Genomic DNA, 18,714 nt, shown 5'->3' on the forward strand with positions numbered 1-18,714 from the left:
CATCGATTTCCAGCGTTCGGCATCTTGCCGGGCGCCGAAAGCGAGGATACCGCACGATGAACCAGTCAGCATTGCTTCGACCGGATTGGACTCCGGCTACCATTGCCCTGATGATTCTCGGCTTCATGGTTTTCTGGCCTCTGGGTCTGGCCATGCTTGCCTATATCATCTTCGGCGATCGTCTGCGCGGCTTCAAGCGCGACGTCAATCAGGCGACCGATGGTTTCTTTGCCTCCTGCCGCCGTTCGCATGGCCGCCACCGCCCGCATTTCTCGACCGGCAATGTCGCCTTCGACGACTGGCGTAAGGCCGAGCTCGACCGGATCGAGGAAGAGCGCCGCAAGCTCGACGAAATGCGCGAGGAATTCGACGAATATCTGCGTGAACTCCGCCGCGCCAAGGACCAGGAAGAGTTCGACCGCTTCATGCGTGACCGCAAGAACGCCAAGCGCGACGACAACGGCCCGGTCGCGGAGTTCCAGACGCCGTGAAGGCCTAAAGCATGTCGCGCAAAAGTGTGAAGCGGTTTTGCGGCAACGACATGCGTAAACGAAGACCTAAAGCGCAAGGAGCGAAGCTGGAGGATCGCGACCGCGCTTTAGGCAATGAAATGATGACCGGCATCTCGCGATGCCGGTTTTTCCATGTCCGCCTGCCCCGCAAATCGTTTAGATTCCCCGGCGAATCGTATAGAAAACCCCCATGTTTCCGCTTCTGAAGACACGGCCAAAGGCGCGAAAGCCAGCTCCGCCCGAAACGCGGACGCTCGATGTCGCCGGCCGGCTCATGCCGCTGACCATCAAGCAGCATGATCAGGCAACCCGGATCACGCTTCGCATCGAGCCGGGCGGGCGGGCCTTGAAGATGACGGTGCCGAGAGGTCTGGCGGCGCGTGAGGTGAACGCCTTCCTCGATCGGCACCAGGGATGGCTGCTCACCAAGCTTGCCAAGTTTTCGACCGATACCGGCTTACGCAACGGCGGCAAGATCCTCCTGCGCGGTGTTTCCCATCGCATCGAGCACACGGGCAGCCTGCGCGGCTTGACGGAGGTCGTCTCCGTGGATGGCAGTCCTGTGCTGCGCGTCAGCGGCATGCCCGAGCATGTCGGGCGGCGCATCGCGGCCTTCCTCAAGAAGGAGGCGCGCGCCGATCTTGAGAGGCTGGCGATGATGCATGCCGCGACAATCCGGGCGCCGATCCGCTCGATCTCGATGAAAGATACCCGCAGCCGATGGGGCTCCTGCTCGTCGGAGGGAAACTTGAGTTTCTCCTGGCGTATCGTCATGGCGCCGCCTTCGGTGATCGATTATCTCGCCGCCCATGAAGTCGCTCATCTCAAGGAGATGAATCACAGCCCCCGCTTCTGGGCGCTTTGCAAGACGCTTTGCCCCGGCATGGAGGAAGCGAAATCCTGGCTGAAGCGGCACGGCAGTCAGCTGCACGCCATCGATTTCGATTAGCCGCAAGCCCCGCTAAATACAGCTTTCCATGCAATTTGGCTCGACTCTTGCCGCATTTCGTGTCACTTCGCTGCCATGAAAACCGATATCAAGATCTGTGGCTTGAAGACGCCCGAAGCGATCGATCGTGCGCTGAAACGCGGCGCGACCCATATCGGTTTTATCTTCTTCGAAAAGAGCCCGCGTTATGTCGAGCCCGATGTGGCGGCAAAACTTGCCGAACCGGCGCGCGGCAAGGCGAAGATCGTCGCCGTCGTCGTTGATCCCACAAATGACGATCTCGACGAAATCGTGTCGCTGCTGAAGCCGGACATCCTCCAGCTCCATGGCAACGAGAGTCCCGAACATGTGCTGACCATCAAGGCGCTCTATGGTTTGCCTGTGATGAAAGTCTTTTCCGTGCGCACGGCCGACGATCTCAGGCGCGTCGAAGCCTATATCGGCGTCGCCGACCGTTTTCTCTTCGATGCGAAAGCGCCGAAGGGTTCGGAACTGCCTGGCGGCAACGGGATTTCCTTCGACTGGAGCCTTCTCGGCTGGCTCGACGGCAGCATCGACTACATGCTGTCCGGCGGGCTGAACAAGGACAATGTCGCGGATGCGCTTGTGAAGACCAAGGCACGTGGTATCGACGTCTCCTCGGGTGTCGAAACCGAGCCCGGCGTAAAGAGCGTCGCGTTGATCGATGAATTTTTCGATGCGGTCGAAAAGGCGGATACGCCTGTCATGGCCTCAGGGAGTTGATAGTGAACGAAACGCCTAAACCGAATTCCTTCCGTTCCGGGCCAGATGAAGATGGCCGCTTCGGCATCTATGGGGGTCGTTTCGTTGCCGAAACGTTGATGCCTTTGATTCTCGATCTGCAGGACGAGTGGAACAAGGCGAAGAGCGATCCGGCCTTCCAGGCGGAACTGAAGCATCTTGGCGCCCACTATATCGGCCGGCCGAGCCCGCTCTATTTTGCCGAGCGGCTGACTGCCGAACTCGGCGGCGCGAAGATCTATTTCAAGCGCGAGGAACTGAACCACACCGGTTCGCACAAGATCAACAACTGCATCGGCCAGATCCTGCTCGCCAAGCGCATGGGCAAGACCCGTATCATCGCCGAAACCGGCGCCGGCCAGCACGGCGTCGCTTCGGCTACCGTTGCCGCCCGCTTCGGGCTTCCCTGCGTCGTCTACATGGGCGCCACCGACGTCGAGCGTCAGGCGCCGAACGTTTTCCGCATGAAGCTGCTCGGCGCCGAAGTCAAGCCCGTGACGGCAGGCAGCGGCACGCTGAAGGACGCGATGAACGAGGCGCTCCGCGACTGGGTCACCAATGTCGAGGATACCTATTATCTGATCGGCACGGCGGCCGGCCCGCACCCCTATCCGGAGATGGTCCGGGACTTCCAGTCGGTGATCGGCGCGGAAGCGAAAGAGCAGATGCTGGCCGCCGAAGGCCGCCTGCCGGACCTCGTCGTCGCTGCCGTCGGCGGTGGCTCGAATGCGATCGGCATCTTCCACCCCTTCCTCGATGACCCCTCCGTGAAGATCGTCGGCGTCGAAGCCGGCGGCAAGGGCCTCCAGGGCGACGAACATTGCGCTTCGATCACCGCCGGGTCTCCCGGCGTGCTGCACGGCAACCGCACCTACCTGCTGCAGGATGGCGACGGCCAGATCAAGGAGGGTCATTCGATTTCGGCTGGTCTCGATTATCCCGGCATCGGCCCCGAACATTCCTGGCTGAGCGATATTGGCCGCGTCGACTACGTGCCGATCATGGACCACGAGGCGCTCGAGGCGTTCCAGACCCTGACCCGCCTCGAAGGCATCATCCCGGCGCTCGAGGCTGCGCATGCGATTGCCGAGGTCATCAAGCGCGCACCGACAATGAGCAAGGACGAGATCATCCTGATGAACCTCTCCGGCCGCGGCGACAAGGACATATTCACCGTCGGCAAGATTCTGGGAATGGGACTGTAAGACATGACTGCACGCATGGACAAACGCTTTGCCGCGCTCAAGGCCGAGGGCCGTCCGGCGCTTGTGACCTATTTCATGGGCGGTGATCCTGATTACGATACCTCTCTCGGCATCATGAAGGCACTGCCGGAAGCAGGTTCCGACATCATCGAGCTCGGCATGCCCTTTTCCGATCCGATGGCCGACGGCCCGGCCATCCAGCTGGCCGGCCAGCGGGCGCTGAAAGGCGGTCAGACGCTGAAGAAGACGCTGCAGCTGGCGGCAGACTTCCGCAAGAGCAACGACGCGACGCCGATCGTCATGATGGGCTATTACAATCCGATCTACATCTACGGCGTCGAGACGTTCCTGGACGATGCGCTGGCCGCCGGTATCGACGGCCTGATCGTCGTCGACCTGCCGCCGGAGATGGATGACGAACTCTGCATTCCGGCGATCCGCAAGGGGATCAACTTCATCCGCCTGGCGACGCCGACCACCGACGAAAAGCGCTTGCCCACCGTGTTGAAGAACACCTCCGGCTTCGTCTACTACGTCTCGATGAACGGCATCACCGGTTCGGCACTGCCCGATCCGGCGCTGGTTTCCGGCGCCGTCCAGCGTATCAAGCAGCATACGGAGCTGCCCGTCTGCGTCGGTTTTGGCGTCAAGACGGCGGAACATGCGAAGGTCATCGGCGGCTCGGCCGATGGCGTCGTCGTCGGTACCGCCATCGTCAACCAGGTCGCGACGAGCTTGACCAGCGATGGCAAGGCGACGGCGGACACGGTTCAGGCGGTCGCAACGCTGGTGCGCGGCCTTTCCTCGGGAACACGCTCGGCACGCCTTGTTGCTGCCGAATAGTTTTCCCACATTGGCGCTATTCAACCAGGAGAATTCGAGTTGAACTGGATCACCAACTACGTTCGCCCGCGGATCAATTCCATGCTGGGCCGTCGCGAAGTGCCGGAGAATCTCTGGATCAAGTGCCCGGAAACGGGCGAGATGGTCTTCCACAAGGACCTGGAAGGCAATAAGTGGGTGATCCCTGCTTCCGGCTATCACATGAAGATGCCGGCCAAGGCCCGGCTTGCCGACCTTTTCGACAATGGTGAATATGAATCGCTGCCGCAGCCGAAGGTCGCCCAGGACCCGCTGAAATTTCGCGATTCGAAGAAATACAGCGATCGTCTGCGTGACAGCCGCCTGAAGACCGAGCAGGAGGACACGATCCTCGCCGGCCTCGGAAAGGTGCAGGGTGTGAAACTCGTGGCCGTCGTGCACGAATTCAACTTCATCGGCGGTTCGCTCGGCATCGCCGCCGGCGAGGCGATCGTCAAGGCTTTCGAACGTGCGACGTCGGAAAAATGCCCGCTGGTGATGTTCCCGGCTTCCGGCGGTGCGCGCATGCAGGAAGGCATTCTCTCGCTGATGCAGCTGCCGCGCACGACCGTTGCCGTCGACTTGCTCAAGGAATCCGGCCAGCCCTACATTGTCGTGTTGACCAACCCGACAACAGGCGGCGTCACGGCCTCCTATGCCATGCTTGGCGATATTCACCTGGCCGAGCCCGGCGCCGAAATCGGCTTTGCCGGCAAGCGGGTGATCGAGCAGACGCTGCGTGAAAAGCTGCCGGAAGGCTTCCAGACCTCCGAATATCTGCTGGAACATGGTATGGTCGATATGGTTGTCAAACGTCATGACATTCCGGAAACGCTGGCGCGCATCCTGAAGATTCTGACGAAGAAGCCCGTCTCGGCAGCCAACGACGTGACTCGTGGAGCGATCGCCTTGGCGGCGAGCGCCTGATATCAGGCAAGCAGGCGGGGTGCCGAATTGATACCCAGAGGCCAAACCGCGGTGAGTGAGGCAGCGCAGGAGATCGAAAAACTCATGGGATTGCATCCCAAGGGCTTCGATCTGTCTCTCGATCGCATCACCCGTCTTCTCGACCAACTCGGCAATCCGCACCGGAAACTGCCGCCGGTCATCCATGTCGCTGGCACCAACGGCAAGGGTTCGGTCACTGCCTTCAGCCGGGCTCTGCTGGAAGCGGGGGGTTACAGCGCCCACGTCCACACCTCGCCGCATCTCGTCAATTGGCACGAGCGCTATCGCATTGGTGTCGCGGGCGGGCGCGGGCAGCTTGTCGATGACGCCGTCTTCGCCGATGCTCTGCGACGGGTGGCCGAGGCCAATGCCGGGCAGCATATCACCGTCTTCGAAATCCTGACGGCGGTCACCTTCATTCTGTTTTCCGAACACCCGGCCGATGCCGCGATCATCGAAGTCGGTCTCGGCGGCCGTTTCGACGCCACCAATGTCATTTCCGATCCGGCTGTGTCCGTCATCATGCCGATCTCGCTGGATCACCAGCCTTATCTCGGCGACAGGGTGGAACTGATCGCGGCTGAAAAGGCTGGCATCATGAAGCCCGGACGGCCCGTCGTCATCGGCCATCAGGAATATGATGCGGCGCTCGACGTGCTGATGTCGACGGCCGAGCGACTGCATTGCCCGAGCGCCGTCTTCGGGCAGGATTTCATGGCGCATGAGGAATATGGACGGCTGGTCTATCAGGACGAGTACGGGCTTGCCGACCTGCCGCTGCCGCGCCTTCCCGGTCGCCATCAATATGCCAATGCCGCCGCCGCCATCCGCGCTGTCAAGGCCGCCGGCTTCCCCGTCACCGAGACGATGATGGAAAAGGCGATGAATTTCGTGGAATGGCCGGGCCGGCTGCAGCGCCTCAGCGAGGGCCGGCTGCTATCGCATGCGCCCGCCGGCGCCGAGATCTGGGTCGATGGCGGGCACAATCCCGGAGCGGGTGAGGTGATCGCCGAAGCCATGGCTAATTTCGAGGAGCGCCAGCCGCGGCCGCTTTTCCTGATCATCGGCATGATCAACACCAAGGACCCGATCGGGTATTTCAAGGCCTTTACAGGCTTGGTCGAGAAGGTGTTCTGCGTGCCGATCCGCGGCAGCGAGGCGATGATCGACCCGGTGATATTGTCGAACGCCGCCTATGATGCCGGTTTGGTCGCCGAACCGATGTCGACGGTCGGCGAGGCGCTGGAAGCGATAAAATCGGCCCTCGACCCGACGGCACTGCCGCCCCGCATCCTCGTCGGCGGCTCTCTCTATCTCGTCGGCGATGTGCTTGCCGACAACGGCACGCCTCCGAAATAAGCAAATGAAAAAGCCCGGTCGAAGCCGGGCTTTTCATGCAATATAAAGACGATATCGATCAGGCGGCGTTCGAAATCCAGTTCGAAAGAGCTGTCTTCGGCTTGGCGCCGACCGAAATATCGGCCACTTCGCCGCCCTTGAAGATGGCGAGCGTCGGAATGGAGCGCACGCCGAATTGGGCGGCGAGTTCCGGGTTTTCATCGATATTGAGTTTGGCGACCTTTACCTTGCCTTCCATCTCGACGGAGATTTCCTCGAGGCTCGGAGCGATCATCTTGCACGGACCGCACCATTCAGCCCAGAAATCGACGACGACGGGTTCTGCGGATTCCAGAACTTCCGACTGGAAGTTATTGATATCGACTTTCACGGTAGCCATAGGCTGCTCCTTTGACCGAAGAAGATGTTGAACCACATGTGATGGTGCGGCGCCAAATTTTCAATGTCCGGTATTTCACTTTGTCTTGAGTCCTGCAAGCGCCAAACCGAGCGCCTTTTCGCTCAGCGTATAAAGCGACGCATTCTCGGTATAGACGAGCATGCAGTCGATGCGTTTGCCGGGATAGAGCGGCGCCAGGATCTCACGATAGATCGCGAGCTGAGCCTTATGTGCGAAAGGGATCGCCTCCTCGGTCGAAGGCGGCACCCGATTGGTCTTGTAATCGAGAATGACAACGCGATCGGCAAGCACGGCGAGCCGGTCGATACGGCCCGAGACCGCATAGCGGCTGTCTTCGAGCGTCAATGTTCCCATGATCGAAACTTCCGGCTGGGCCTCTGCCCCGAGAACCGGCTGCAAAGCCTGTTCGTCCATGAGTTTCAGAACCGAATCGACGAGCCGGCGGCGTTCCGCTTCCGGCCAGAACCGCGCCGCCCGTTCGGCATAACGGCATGCGGCATCGGGTCGTTCTCGAAGCGGAATTTCTGGAAGCGCCTGCAGCATGCGATGGATCAGTCTGCCCTTTTCCAGTGAACGATCGCTGCGCTCCTTCTCCCCGAACAGCGGCGAAGCGACAAACAAGCTGCCCTCGTCTTCGTCGATGATCGTCCCGATACCGGACGGGCTGAGGGGGCGGGGCAGCTCAGCCTGTGGTGGCAATGGCCGCAATAGGCCTTCCGGCAACGCCTGCTGACGGTCGCGCGCCTCGTTGCGTTCGATACGCTCGAAGCGCCGCTCCACCCGCGGCACGCGCCATCGGATACCCGGCCATTCCCCGTCAGGGCCGGAGAAGGTGGCCGCCTCCACATGCGGATGGCCTTCGCTGAGCGCAGTGGAGATCATCGTGTGCCAGGTATCGTTATTGACACGAACGCCACGATAGCCGCAGACGACCAGCCGGTCGGCAGCCCGCGTCATGGCGACATAAAGCAGCCGGCGATACTCCTCTTCCGCCAGCATCTGGATCCGCGTTGCATCGTTTTGCGTCAGCGAATTGGCGAGGTCCGAGACGGGAACCCAGGCCGGCAGCGGCGGCTCGTCGGGGTCGGTTTCGATCAGGCGAAGTTTCGGCAGATGCGTATGCGTGAAGGGCTTGGAGCCGCCGTCGACGAGGAAGACGATGGGTGCTTCAAGACCCTTGGAGGCATGCACGGTCATGATCCTGACCTCGTTGCGCCCCTTGTCCTGCTCACGCTTCACCTCCGGCGCTTCAAGCTCCAGCATTGAGATGAAGGATTGCAGCCCGGGTAGGCCGGAGTTCTCGTGGTCGAGGGTGAAGGTCAGGAATTCGTCGAGAATATCGCTGACCTCGGTGCCGAGACGGGCAAGGAATTGCCGCCGCCCGCCATGGCTGCCCAGCACCCGCGCATAGAAATCATGGACCGACAGATGTCGCGACTGCCGCAGAAACAGCTCCAGCCTTTCGACGGCGGCACGGAAACGTTCGGTGCCGTCGGCCGCAAACCTCTTGAGATGGCTCCAGACGCTCTCGTTGTCGCCCCGCAGGCCGGCGATTGCAAAGATATCGTCCTCGGAAAGATCGAAAAGCGGGCTCTTCAGCACCGCAGCGAGCGAAAGGTCGTCCTCCGGCAGAAGCAGGAAACGGCCGAGCGCCAGCAGATCCTGGACGGCGATATGGCTGGTCAGCGTCAGTCGGTCGGCGCCGGCCACGGGAATGTCGCCGCGGCGCTTCAAGGCGCGGGTCAAGGCATTGACGAAGGCGTCGCGCTTGCGCACCAGAACGAGGATGTCGCCGGCTTCGATGAGCCGCTCCCTGCCTTTGTCGACGATCGTTTCACGGCCGACGAGGGTGCCGATCGCATGGGCGATCCGCCGCGCGAGGATTGCGGCCGGCGCACCTTCCGGCGTCGCATCGAAGGGCGCCGTCCAATCCTCTTCCTTCACCACCGCCTCAGGCGCGACCATCTCCCAGAGGTCGACGGCGCCAGGATGTCCGATCCGGCTGGATCGATGCACGACCGGTTCGCCGACCGCGCTCAGACCCCGCGCATTATCCGATATCCTGAAGATCTGGTCGACGGCCTCGAGTACGTCGGCGGTCGAGCGAAAGGAGAGCGGCAGCCGTACGGAGGAAAAGCTCTGCCCGCTGTCGGAGACCCGCCGCCGCGTCCGGTCGCTCTCTTCGGAAAAACGCTCGGGCCGCGCCCCCTGAAAGGAGTAGATCGACTGCTTCTCGTCGCCGACGGCAAAGAGCGTGCGTACGACTGGCCGGGCGCTCTCGCCGGAAAAGAAATCCTCGGCGAGCGACTGGATGACGCTCCATTGGATCGGGCTGGTATCCTGTGCCTCGTCGACGAGGATATGATCGATACCCCGGTCGAGCTTGTAATGGATCCAGGGACCGACGCCACTCTTTGTCAGCAGGTCGGCGGTGCGGGTGATCAGGTCTTCGAAATCCAGTTGGCTGCGTTGCTTCTTCAACTCCTCGTAATCATGGTTCAGCCGACCGGCGAGCACCAGCGCGGCCTGCGTGGCGCCGAACATTCGCATCGTTTTCAACCGATCACGGCTTGCCGCGACATGCGCGCGGGCGACGGCGATGGCGCGCGCCAGTTGCGGTGCTTCCGCAAGCATGGCCTTGACCAGGAACTGCGTCTCCGATTTCGGCTCGCCCTTCGCCGTCAGGAAGATTTTCTCCAGCATTTCGGCGCGCCTGGCGTCATCGCGCTCCCGGCCGGCGAGCCTGAGGCCATAAGCAACTTCCTGCGCCTTGGCGCCGCCTTTCTGGTCGGCAAGCGACAGATAAAGCTCCAGCATGCCGCCCGAAAGCTCCGGCAACGGCCAATATTGCGCCGCGATCCGGCTTTCCGTATCGCCGGCGGCAAGGCCGAGCCTGTTGCGCAGCACTGCCTCCACGCCGCCGCGTCGCTCGGCAGCCGCGGTGAAGCGGCGAATGGCGTTGCGGTTGGCGATGATGTCGGCGAGCAGGTTCTCCAGCCCGGATTCGTCGCCGAGATTGAGCACATAGGCGAAAGCCTCGGCAAGGGCGCTGCCTTCTTCCGGCGCGGTCGCCGTCAGCAGCGCCCGGCGTGCATCGGAAAGCAGCGCCGCCGCCGCGCGATCGTCGAGGACCGAAAAATGCCCGGCAACATTGGCCTCCAGCGGGAATTGGTGCAGCAGCGCTTCGCAAAAGGCATGGATCGTCTGGATCTTCAACCCGCCCGGCGTTTCCAGCGCCTTGGCAAACAGCCGGCGCGCCTCGGCGAGCTTCAGCGCATCGGGCGCCGTCCCCTCGATCTGCATGATCCGCCGGCCGAGCTCTTCGTCGTCGAGCACCACCCAGTCCGCCAGCCGTTCGAAGACGCGATTCGACATTTCAGAGGCCGCGGCCTTGGTATAGGTCAGGCAGAGAATGGCGGAAGGCCGCGCGCCGGCAAGCAGCAGACGAATGACGCGCTGGGTCAGGACATGCGTCTTGCCGGAACCGGCATTGGCCGAAACCCATGCCGAGCGCTGGGGGTCGGAGGCGATCGCCTGTTGAATCGTGGTCCAGCCGATCCAGGCGCCGGGATCGTCGTCATTCGGAAGAGCGTCACTCATCGCCGCCGCCTTCCTCAGTCTCAGCCGTGGACCATTCGGAGACGCGGGCGAGATGATCGTAGTCGCCGCCGAAATCAAACTGCTGCGCCGGGATGAGCCGCGAGGTAAAGCCCTTTTCGCCGGACTGCAGCAAACTGACGAACTTGATCAGCTGGTCGATCGATTCTCCGGCAAGGTCCATCGCCGATTTCGCCTTGTCGCTGCGGGCCGCGTTTTCGTTGTTCACCGTATCGACCTGGAAGCGACGTCCCGGTCGCAGGCGAACATAGAGCAGATCCTGCGGCACAAGACTGCCGGCATCGCGGAAGGCGCCGGCGCTCAAAGCCGCCGCTTCCAGGGCGAGCTGCGGATCGAGAAGCGCGCGTGCCTGTGTCGGTGAGGGATTGTAGCCGGTCTTGTAGTCGATGATATCGGCCGCCCCCGGTCCTGTAATATCGATCCGGTCCGCAACGCCGTTCAGCCGGATATTGATCGCCTCCAGCTCCACGCCGCCGCGTACTTCCGTCAGCGTCCTGCGGATGCCGGGACGTCGTCCGGCCTCCCATTCGAGGAAGGCCCGGGCCACTTCGCGAAAGCGCGGCCGCCAGACGGCATCGATATGCGGCGGCAGCTTCTCCATGTCGAAAAGCTCGTTAAGGATCCGCTCCATCGCCGCTGCCGCCGCCGGCGTGCCGGCCACATGGGCCCCGCGGACGAACCGGTCGATGATCGTGTGATAGAGCGTTCCGCGTTCGGCCGCTCCCGGGTCGCGGTTGAACGCGTCCACCGGATCGAGCCGCAGGATGCGGCGGGCATAGATCGCATAGGGATCGCGGCGCAGCCGTCCGACCTCGCTGAAGGAATAGGACTTCGGCTGCAGCGCCAGCGGCGGTGTCGGCGAGGGCCGCTGCGCCGGTGCCTGGGCGTCTCCCCGATCGATCAGACCAGCCCATTGCAGGTACCGGTTACCGCGCTCCCTCAATGCCGCTTGAAAGGTCCCTCCGCCGAGCGCCAGCAGCCGCTGCAGCCAGCGTGAGGCGACGGTCGGCGTCGAACCTTGGCGCAGCGCTCTCGAATAGATCAGGTGGCGGGTGCCGTTCGCCATCTCGAAATCATGCGCTAGCTGCCCGATGCGCCGCTCCGGCGGTTCGAGCCCGATCTCCGTCTTCATCATACGTGGAATGAAGGGATTGTTCGCGCTCTGCCCTGGCCAGGAGCCTTCGTTCAACCCGCCGAGAATGAGCGTGTCGACGCTCTGCAGGCGGGCTTCGAGCGTGCCGAAGATGAAGAGGCGGGGATGGCTGAGCGCCCGCGGCTTCACTGCATGGCCGGCGGCAAGTGCTGCCATGATGTCGATCCATTGCGGTCCGTCGGCCTCCATCTGGCCGTCCGTGTCGATGACTTCGCTGAGGAGTGAGGCGAGGGCGTCCCCTGCCTCGTGTGCCCAGAGATCGGCAAGGTTGCCGTGCGGATCTGCCGCGACCGCTTCGAGCGAACGGCCGGTCCGCTCCGCCCATTCCGACAGCGTGAAACTTGCTGTCTTGCCGCGCTCCTCCGGCCGGTGCCGGACCAGCGCGGAAGCAAGAGGCTCGGTTGCGCGGGTGACCCGGCGCGCAAGTTCGGATGCGGTCTCGACGGCCTCGGCTGGCAGCGTCTTGCGCCATTGCGGCGCGTGTCGGTCGAGGACCTGTTCGCCGAGCTGCTGGCTCAGGAGCAATTCAAGTGCGTTGATATCCACCTCCGCCACCCCGCCGCGCAGCGCCAGCAGTTCGAGCGCTTCGGTCGCGGAAATCAAGGCGTCGCGTTCGAGGCCGAAGCGGGCCAGCGGATGTTTGAGCAGCGAAACGATCGCCACCGGATCACCCGGCCGCAGCGCCGCCTCCAGCAGCAGCTGTAGCAGCGTGCCCTGCGGGGTCGCCGAAAGCGGTGTGCCGGCCGAATCGTCGGCGAGGATCCCGAAGCGGGAGAGCTCGGCCATCACCCGACGGGCGAGATTGCGGTCTGGCGTAATCAGCGCAGCCCGGCTTTCGCCATCCTGTCCCTGCCTTTCCAGTGCAAGCCTGAGCGCGATGGCAATCGCGGTTGCTTCCTCGCGCTCATTGGCGGCTTCGATCAGCGAAACATCGCCGAAGGCCGAAGTCAGCGCTCCCTCGGGTAGCGAGCCCTTCCAGGCCTCCCAGTCGCTGGTCGCCTCTGCCGGGGCGAGCGCGCGCGACAGGATTTCGGCGCGCCGGTTAAGATCGGCCTCTGGTCTCCCCAGGAGGCTGACGTCGGCTCGTGTCAGCCTCAGCCTTTTCAGCAGCAAGGACAGGCCGTATTGCGGATGGCTCCGGCTGGCCGGATTGGCATGCTGGCCTGGCGCCGGTTCCGGCGCCACCATCTGCCAATGCCTGTCGGGCATGGACAGATCGAGGCCGGGAAGGACGATCACGCCTTCGGGCAGATTGGCAACGGCGGCGATGAGATCGGCCGTGGCAGGAACCGAACCCGTCGAACCGGCAATGATAATCGGCCCGGCCGGCTTCGCCGCCGAAATCCTGGCTGCTTCGGCCCGCAGAATTGCGTTCCTGTGCCGCGCCGGCGAGGACTTGCCGAGCTCGGAAAGCCGCTCCGGCCAAAAGGCGCTGGCGATCTGGAGGAACTCCGCCGTCAGCTGCCACCAGGCGGCGTAGTCGCCGGTGTCGAGTTTCGACAGTTCCGACCAGTCAAGATCCTCGGTTTCGATGGAATCGATCAGCTCCGCGAGGTTGCGGGCGAGCCAGATCGCATCTGCCGGGCTGGCCGGCGCAACGAGCGGCGAGTCGGAATGGATATGGCGGACGATCTCCGGCAGCTTGTTTCGCCAGGCAAGGATCAGCCGCGCCAGTTCCAGGAGCCGGGCGGTATTCGACAGCGGCTGGGCGAGATCGATCGTCGCCGGCAGCGCCTCTTCGAAATATCCGCTGTCGTCATCGGTTTCGCCGAGAGGACGGATCACCGGCAGGATCGCCGAGCGGCCGCCGAGCAGGTCGACGAATTCTGAGCGCAGCACGCGCACGGCGCGCCGGGTCGGCAGGTAGATCGTCACCCTGGCGAGCGACAGCGGATCATCGGACTCATGCCGAAAGAGCGGCGTCAGGCGTCCGTCGCAAAGCGTCGTCGCCAGCGTTTTCAGGAAGGGCAGGCCCGCCGGGATCGTCAGGATGCGTGGCTGGTGCCGGTCCGCCATGAGCTCACGCGAACGCCCGCAGTCGGCGGATCGTTTCCTCCGCTTCGCCGATCGCCTCTGGCGTTCCCACAGTCAGCCAATGGCCGTCGAGCACGATGCCGAACAGACGTCGGCGCGCGATCGCCTTGTCGAAATAGATATTGAGGTTGAAGGCATCCTTCGGCGCATCATCAAACAGCGTCGGGTTCATGGCGATCGCCCCGGCATAGACGAAGGGATTGGACGGATCGTCGCGATACCGCGTCAGCCGGCCATCTGCAGCGAGGCTGAAATCATTCTTGCCGTTGTGACCGGTTGTATCTTCGATCCTGACGCAAAGCAGCGCCATGTCCATTTGCTCTGCATCGAAGAATCCAGCTAAGCGCTGCAGGTTCGTCGGCCGTCCCGGCTGTTCTCCGATCCAGAAGAGATCGGCATTCATGACGAAAATGTCGTCGCGTTCAAGCAGCGTCAGGCCCTTCGCCAGTCCTCCGCCGGAATTCATCAGTCCGTCCCGCTCGTCCGATATGATGATGTCGAGGCCGCGATATTTGCCGAGATGGTCGAGCATCTGCTCGGCATGATGATGAACGTTGACGACGGCCCGCTCGACGCCGGCCGAAACCAGCGCGTCCAGCGAATAGTCGATCATCGGCTTGCCGTCGATCTTCACCAGCGGCTTCGGAATCGTATCGGTGATCGGGCGCATGCGGGTCCCGAGACCCGCGGCCAGAACCATGGCTTGTCTGATGGTCATCTTGATCCGGAACTTATGATTCGCTCTGGCCTATTCCAGCCCTTGTGCACCAATCGCGCAAGGGGGCAAGCGCCTCGTGCTCGAGCGCGACATTCAGATAGGCAAGTGTGCGCGGCATATGTTTGAGATAGCCGGGCTTGCCGTCCCGCTGCAGCAGCCGCACCCAGAGACCGGCAAGCTTGCAATTGCGCTGCGCCGACATGATCGCCCATGCTTTCAGGAATCCGGCGTCGTCGAAGCTGCCCTGTGCGCGGCGAAGCGCCAGATAATCGTCCATCAGCTGCCGGAAAAGCTGCGGTTCGATCGTGACGCGCGCGTCCTGGACGAGCGAGGCAAGATCATAGGCTGTGGGCCCGATCATGGCGTCCTGGAAGTCGATGAGACCGATCTTTTTGATGCCCGGCTCCTGCGGCCGCCAGATGATGTTCGGCGAGTGGAAATCGCGCAGCAGCAGGTTCTTTTCGGCCGTGGCAAGTTCATCGATCAGGGCGTCCCAGATCGCCAGATATTCCTTGCGCTCGGTATCCGAGGGGGCGGTGCCGCGCTTCCAGGCTATGTGCCAGTCGAGCACAAGCTGCACTTCCATCTTCATCGCCGTGCGATCGAAGTCCGGTATGTGATGCGTGTGCGTGGCGGAAACCGGTATGTCTGGCGGAAATTGCATGGAATGAAGATGGGCAAGACAGGCGACGCTTTGCCGGTAACGCTCGATGATCGGCCGCCCCTCGTCATCGAGCACGCCTTCGGTGCCGAGATCCTCGATCAAGAGGATCCCCTGCTGATAATCGACCTTATAGATCTCCGGCGCCGCAAAACCCCGTTCGCGCAGCGCATCGGCAATCGCAACGAAGGGATAGGCGTTCTGTGCCAGATGCGCGACTTTGGGATAAGGTTTGCCGTCATGGACCGGCGGTCCCTCGGGATGCGGCCGCCAGTCCATCAGGATGATGCGGCGCTCGGCGTTCTCGCGATAGATCGCCTCGTAAGCGCGAAGCGAGGCATCACCGGTCAGGAAGCGGCGTTTGGCATTGGAATAGCCGGCGTCTTCGAGGAAATTGCGGATCGCCAGGACGCGCCGGATGCGCAAAGCCTGTGCGCCGGCGGCGCTAATCGTCGCCCGGCGGCCGTTGCCTTCATGCGTCAGCGTCAACGTGATGCATTCGCCAGGCAACTCGCTCGCGGCCATCTCCGGCCATTCGACGAGACAGATGCCGTTCTGCAGGGCCTCGTCGAAGCCGAGCTCCGTCAATTCGCCGGGGTCACCGAGCCGATAGAGATCGAAGTGCGAAACCGGGATACGCAGATCGTAGGATTGCACCAGTGTGAAGGTGGGGCTCGGAACTTCGAGCCCATCGTCATCGGCAATGGCACGCAGGATCGCACGGGCAAGCGAGGATTTGCCGGCGCCGAGATCGCCCGACAGGGCAAGGCAATCTCCGGCCTTCAGGCCAAGCGCCAGGTCTTCGCCGAGGCGAACCGTGGCCGCTTCGTCTTTCAGGAACAGCGAGATCGTATCATCGGTCGTCATTCGGCGGCGGCGGAATGCGGTATGTTGACCGATGGGATACGGCAGACGACCGTCGTGCCTTTGCCCGGCTCGCTGTCGATCGTCACGTCGCCATGATGAAGGCTGACAAAGCTGTCGACGATCGAGAGACCGAGGCCGGCGCCGCCGCGTTTGCCGCTTTTAGCCCCCGTCGCGAACCGGTCGAACACGGTCGCGATCATGTCGGGCGAAATGCCGGGGCCGCGATCGCGGACGGAGAAGACGAAATCCGTGCCTTCGCGATGGCATTCCAGCGAGATCGACGTGCCCTCGGGCGAGAAATTCGCCGCATTGGCAAGAAGCTTCAGAAGGATCTGCTTCAGCCGCTGCGGATCGGCGACGATCGAGCCGAGATAGGCGGAGGCGGTGATTTCAAGCGCGACGCCGCTTTCGTGCAGCCGGTCGGCGATCTGCATCGAGACGTCGTCGAGCAGGTCGTTGAGATCAATCTCGGCATAGTTGAGCCGCATGATGCCGGCATCGACCGTCGCAAGGTCGAGGATATCGTTGACGAGCGTCAGCAGAACCGAGGACGAGGTCGAAATGTGGTCGACATATTCGGCCTGCCGTTCATTCAGCGGCCCGACGCCCTGCGTGCGCAGCAGATCGGTAAAGCCGATGATATTGGTCAGCGGTGAGCGAAGTTCATAGGAAACATGCTGAACGAAGTCGTTTTTCAATTCGTCGGCTTTGCGCAACGCCTCGTTCTTCTCGGTCAAAGCCCGCTCGGCCCGCACGCTGTCGGTCATGTTGACGAAGGTCAGCATGGTCTGCGCGTTCGGCAGCGGGATGACGGCGTAATCGAGCACGAGGCCGGAGAAGAGTTCCAGCGTCCCCTGGCTCGAGCGGCGTTCGTCATCGAAGCTGGTGATCAGTTCCGCGAAGGTCTTCCAGCCGTCCGGCCGGTCGTAGGACGGCGCGCAGGCCTCGCCCAGCGCGCGGATATGAGTGCCGGGCTTGGCTTCGGTTTCCGTAATGCCCCAGAGCGCCCGGAAGGCCGGATTCGACAGGCGGATACGTCCATCCGGTCCGAATACCGCCACCCCTTCGGAAAGGTGATCGATCGTCTCGCCCTGTACCTTGACCAATGTGTTGTAGCGCGTTTCGAGATCGACCTGCTCGGTCAGATTTTCGAATACCCAGGTGGCGCCGCCCTGCGGATGGGCGGTGGCGAAGACGCGCAGCGTCTGGCCGTTGGGCAGGTGCCAGAGATCCGATTGCGTGTCGAGCGCGCGATAGACGGAAAGGGCCGCTTCCTTCCAGCTTTTCCAGTTGAGCTGGTCCGGCAGCTTCTTGGCCGCGCGCAGCCGCTCGAGCAGCTCGCTATTATCAGGCCGGCTTTCGAGGAAGGCGATATCGAGCTCCCAGAGCGCGACGAAGGCCTGGTTGTAGAATTGCAGCCGGCGCTCGCCGTCGAAGATGGCGACGGGTGTGGCGAGATGGTCAAGTGTTTCGGCGTGGCTCTTCAGCGTCCGTTCCAGCTCGGCGCGCACGGCCTCTATATCAGACACGTCAATCGCAATCCCGGCCGAGCCACCCGGGACCTTGACGTCGACGACGTCGAAGAATGTCCGATTGCCGCGTACAACGGTCGAGATCGTGTCGTGGAAAGGCGATTCCGGCGTCGTAACCGCGCGAATGCGCTCGCGCGCCACGGTCGTCAGCATCTCGCGGCCTTCGTTGATCGCCTGCTGCGGCGAGCGTGCCTCGACCGCGTCGCCATAAGCTTGGTTGACCCAGGTGAGGCGGCCCGCCGGGTCGCGCTGCCAGGCCGGCATGTCGATCGCGTCGAGCATGGCCTGGAAGGCCGAGATCGAGGTCATCAGCCGGTCGCGCTCGATCCTGAGCTCCGCGAGCTCGGCGCGCAGATTGTTGAGCGCCACGAAGCGGACGAAGGCGCGTCCGCCGGAAACCCGGCCCTGCGCCTCGAGGATTTCATCGCGGATGGTTTCGACCACCATGTCGAAGCTCTGCGCGCCGTCGCGCAGCCGGTCGATCGCCTTTTCCAGATCGGCGGCCGAATGCGATTTCAGCCAGAGGCCGAAGGCCAGGAATTCGCCGTCCTGCGGCGCGCCGGTCTCGGGCGGAAGCTGGCCGAGAAGCTCGGGGCGCGTATTGCCGTCCCAGATGACGATCCGCCGGTTCTTGTCGGCGATCAGCGCCTGATATTGCGAAATGCGCTGCTGGGCATCGGAAAGCGCCGAGCGGATTTCGCGGCTCTCGTTTTCCAGATTGCCGCGCTGGCGCACCAGCCAGAGCGTTGAAAGCAGGGCCGCCGAGATGACGCCGATGACGACGGAAACGCCGACGACCTGCGAGGAGGTGAAGAGGTGAGCCGAGGCGGCCACCTGCCGCTCGCCCTGCGCCAGAACCGGCCGCGCCAGCGCGGCAAGCGCCGTGCCGGCCGCGCAGGTTTTCAGGAAGCGCGCCAATGATCCATGCTCTTGCCTTGCGGCCTCGTGTGCCGTTGCAGATTTATATTCTCGGCCGGCCGAGAGCGGGCGGCGACCGGCGCGAGCGCCGTCATCCGCCTGACCGGGCAGGCTGTTTTTCAGTTCCGACATCCGCGGTATGTCTCCGTCCTTCAATGTGCCGCATTACGACAAGACATCCCATTTTCGGAGCGGTCGGACGGGGTCCGGCGTCCCG

Annotated in this window: 13 protein-coding genes; 7 read left to right on the top strand and 6 right to left on the bottom strand. The window is 62.9% G+C overall.

Features of this window, described 5'->3' with window-relative positions; genetic code table 11:
• Positions 1-56 precede the first annotated feature (56 nt).
• From NL154_RS21130 to NL154_RS21160, 7 genes are all read left to right on the top strand, one after another.
• The gene (locus NL154_RS21130) at positions 57-491 is read left to right on the top strand and encodes a DUF2852 domain-containing protein (RefSeq protein WP_064800136.1); all 435 of its coding nucleotides are present in this window, start codon (positions 57-59) and stop codon (positions 489-491) included.
• Positions 492-702: 211 nt separating this feature from the next.
• Positions 703-1,461, top strand: coding sequence for a M48 family metallopeptidase (locus NL154_RS21135; protein ID WP_434733303.1), 759 nt, complete (start codon positions 703-705; stop codon positions 1,459-1,461).
• Positions 1,462-1,536: 75 nt separating this feature from the next.
• A complete protein-coding gene (locus NL154_RS21140) occupies positions 1,537-2,205 on the top strand; it encodes a phosphoribosylanthranilate isomerase (RefSeq protein WP_434733304.1) in 669 nt (222 codons plus the stop codon).
• A 2-nt stretch (positions 2,206-2,207) separates the two neighbouring features.
• Positions 2,208-3,428, top strand: a complete 1,221-nt coding sequence (gene trpB, locus NL154_RS21145) for a tryptophan synthase subunit beta (protein WP_221146301.1) — start codon at positions 2,208-2,210, stop codon at positions 3,426-3,428.
• A gap of 3 nt (positions 3,429-3,431) precedes the next feature.
• Positions 3,432-4,271 carry a tryptophan synthase subunit alpha gene (trpA, locus tag NL154_RS21150; protein ID WP_221122882.1) on the top strand — a complete coding sequence of 280 codons (840 nt, stop codon included), beginning with the start codon at positions 3,432-3,434 and terminating at the stop codon, positions 4,269-4,271.
• Positions 4,272-4,310: 39 nt separating this feature from the next.
• Entirely contained in the window at positions 4,311-5,216 is a 906-nt protein-coding gene (accD, locus tag NL154_RS21155; protein WP_210632813.1) for an acetyl-CoA carboxylase, carboxyltransferase subunit beta, read from the top strand.
• Between the two features lie 27 nt (positions 5,217-5,243).
• Positions 5,244-6,596 carry a bifunctional folylpolyglutamate synthase/dihydrofolate synthase gene (locus NL154_RS21160; RefSeq protein ID WP_221122881.1) on the top strand — a complete coding sequence of 451 codons (1,353 nt, stop codon included), beginning with the start codon at positions 5,244-5,246 and terminating at the stop codon, positions 6,594-6,596.
• A gap of 58 nt (positions 6,597-6,654) precedes the next feature.
• On the opposite strand, the gene trxA is transcribed toward NL154_RS21160, so the two are convergent.
• The 6 genes from trxA to NL154_RS21190 all read right to left on the bottom strand — a co-directional run bounded on the left by trxA (position 6,655) and on the right by NL154_RS21190 (position 18,629).
• On the bottom strand, positions 6,655-6,975 hold the full coding sequence (trxA, locus tag NL154_RS21165; protein ID WP_004672616.1) for a thioredoxin: 321 nt from the start codon (positions 6,973-6,975) through the stop codon (positions 6,655-6,657).
• A 75-nt stretch (positions 6,976-7,050) separates the two neighbouring features.
• The gene (gene addA / locus NL154_RS21170; RefSeq protein WP_434733305.1) at positions 7,051-10,596 is read right to left on the bottom strand and encodes a double-strand break repair helicase AddA; all 3,546 of its coding nucleotides are present in this window, start codon (positions 10,594-10,596) and stop codon (positions 7,051-7,053) included.
• Positions 10,589-13,783, bottom strand: coding sequence for a double-strand break repair protein AddB (addB, locus tag NL154_RS21175; protein ID WP_434733306.1), 3,195 nt, complete (start codon positions 13,781-13,783; stop codon positions 10,589-10,591). Before addB ends, addA begins: the two co-directional genes overlap by 8 nt.
• Positions 13,784-13,787: 4 nt before the next feature.
• Entirely contained in the window at positions 13,788-14,519 is a 732-nt protein-coding gene (locus tag NL154_RS21180; RefSeq protein ID WP_434733307.1) for a nucleotidyltransferase family protein, read from the bottom strand.
• A gap of 13 nt (positions 14,520-14,532) precedes the next feature.
• Entirely contained in the window at positions 14,533-16,047 is a 1,515-nt protein-coding gene (gene tsaE, locus NL154_RS21185; RefSeq protein ID WP_434733308.1) for a tRNA (adenosine(37)-N6)-threonylcarbamoyltransferase complex ATPase subunit type 1 TsaE, read from the bottom strand.
• Positions 16,044-18,629, bottom strand: a complete 2,586-nt coding sequence (locus NL154_RS21190; protein WP_434733309.1) for an ATP-binding protein — start codon at positions 18,627-18,629, stop codon at positions 16,044-16,046. Before NL154_RS21190 ends, tsaE begins: the two co-directional genes overlap by 4 nt.
• Between the last annotated feature and the right edge of the window lie 85 nt (positions 18,630-18,714).

The sequence above is a fragment of the Rhizobium sp. YTUHZ044 genome, from assembly GCF_051123975.1.
GTDB lineage: Bacteria > Pseudomonadota > Alphaproteobacteria > Rhizobiales > Rhizobiaceae > Rhizobium.

Coding starts and splice junctions, on each gene's coding strand:
- NL154_RS21135 (WP_434733303.1), top strand. CDS start 703: ATGTTTCCGCTTCTGAAGACACGGCCAAAGGCGCGAAAGCCAGCTCCG.
- NL154_RS21190 (WP_434733309.1), bottom strand. CDS start 18,629: ATGTCGGAACTGAAAAACAGCCTGCCCGGTCAGGCGGATGACGGCGCT.
- NL154_RS21180 (WP_434733307.1), bottom strand. CDS start 14,519: ATGACCATCAGACAAGCCATGGTTCTGGCCGCGGGTCTCGGGACCCGC.
- NL154_RS21140 (WP_434733304.1), top strand. CDS start 1,537: ATGAAAACCGATATCAAGATCTGTGGCTTGAAGACGCCCGAAGCGATC.
- tsaE (WP_434733308.1), bottom strand. CDS start 16,047: ATGACGACCGATGATACGATCTCGCTGTTCCTGAAAGACGAAGCGGCC.
- addA (WP_434733305.1), bottom strand. CDS start 10,596: ATGAGTGACGCTCTTCCGAATGACGACGATCCCGGCGCCTGGATCGGC.
- trxA (WP_004672616.1), bottom strand. CDS start 6,975: ATGGCTACCGTGAAAGTCGATATCAATAACTTCCAGTCGGAAGTTCTG.
- trpA (WP_221122882.1), top strand. CDS start 3,432: ATGACTGCACGCATGGACAAACGCTTTGCCGCGCTCAAGGCCGAGGGC.
- NL154_RS21130 (WP_064800136.1), top strand. CDS start 57: ATGAACCAGTCAGCATTGCTTCGACCGGATTGGACTCCGGCTACCATT.
- addB (WP_434733306.1), bottom strand. CDS start 13,783: ATGGCGGACCGGCACCAGCCACGCATCCTGACGATCCCGGCGGGCCTG.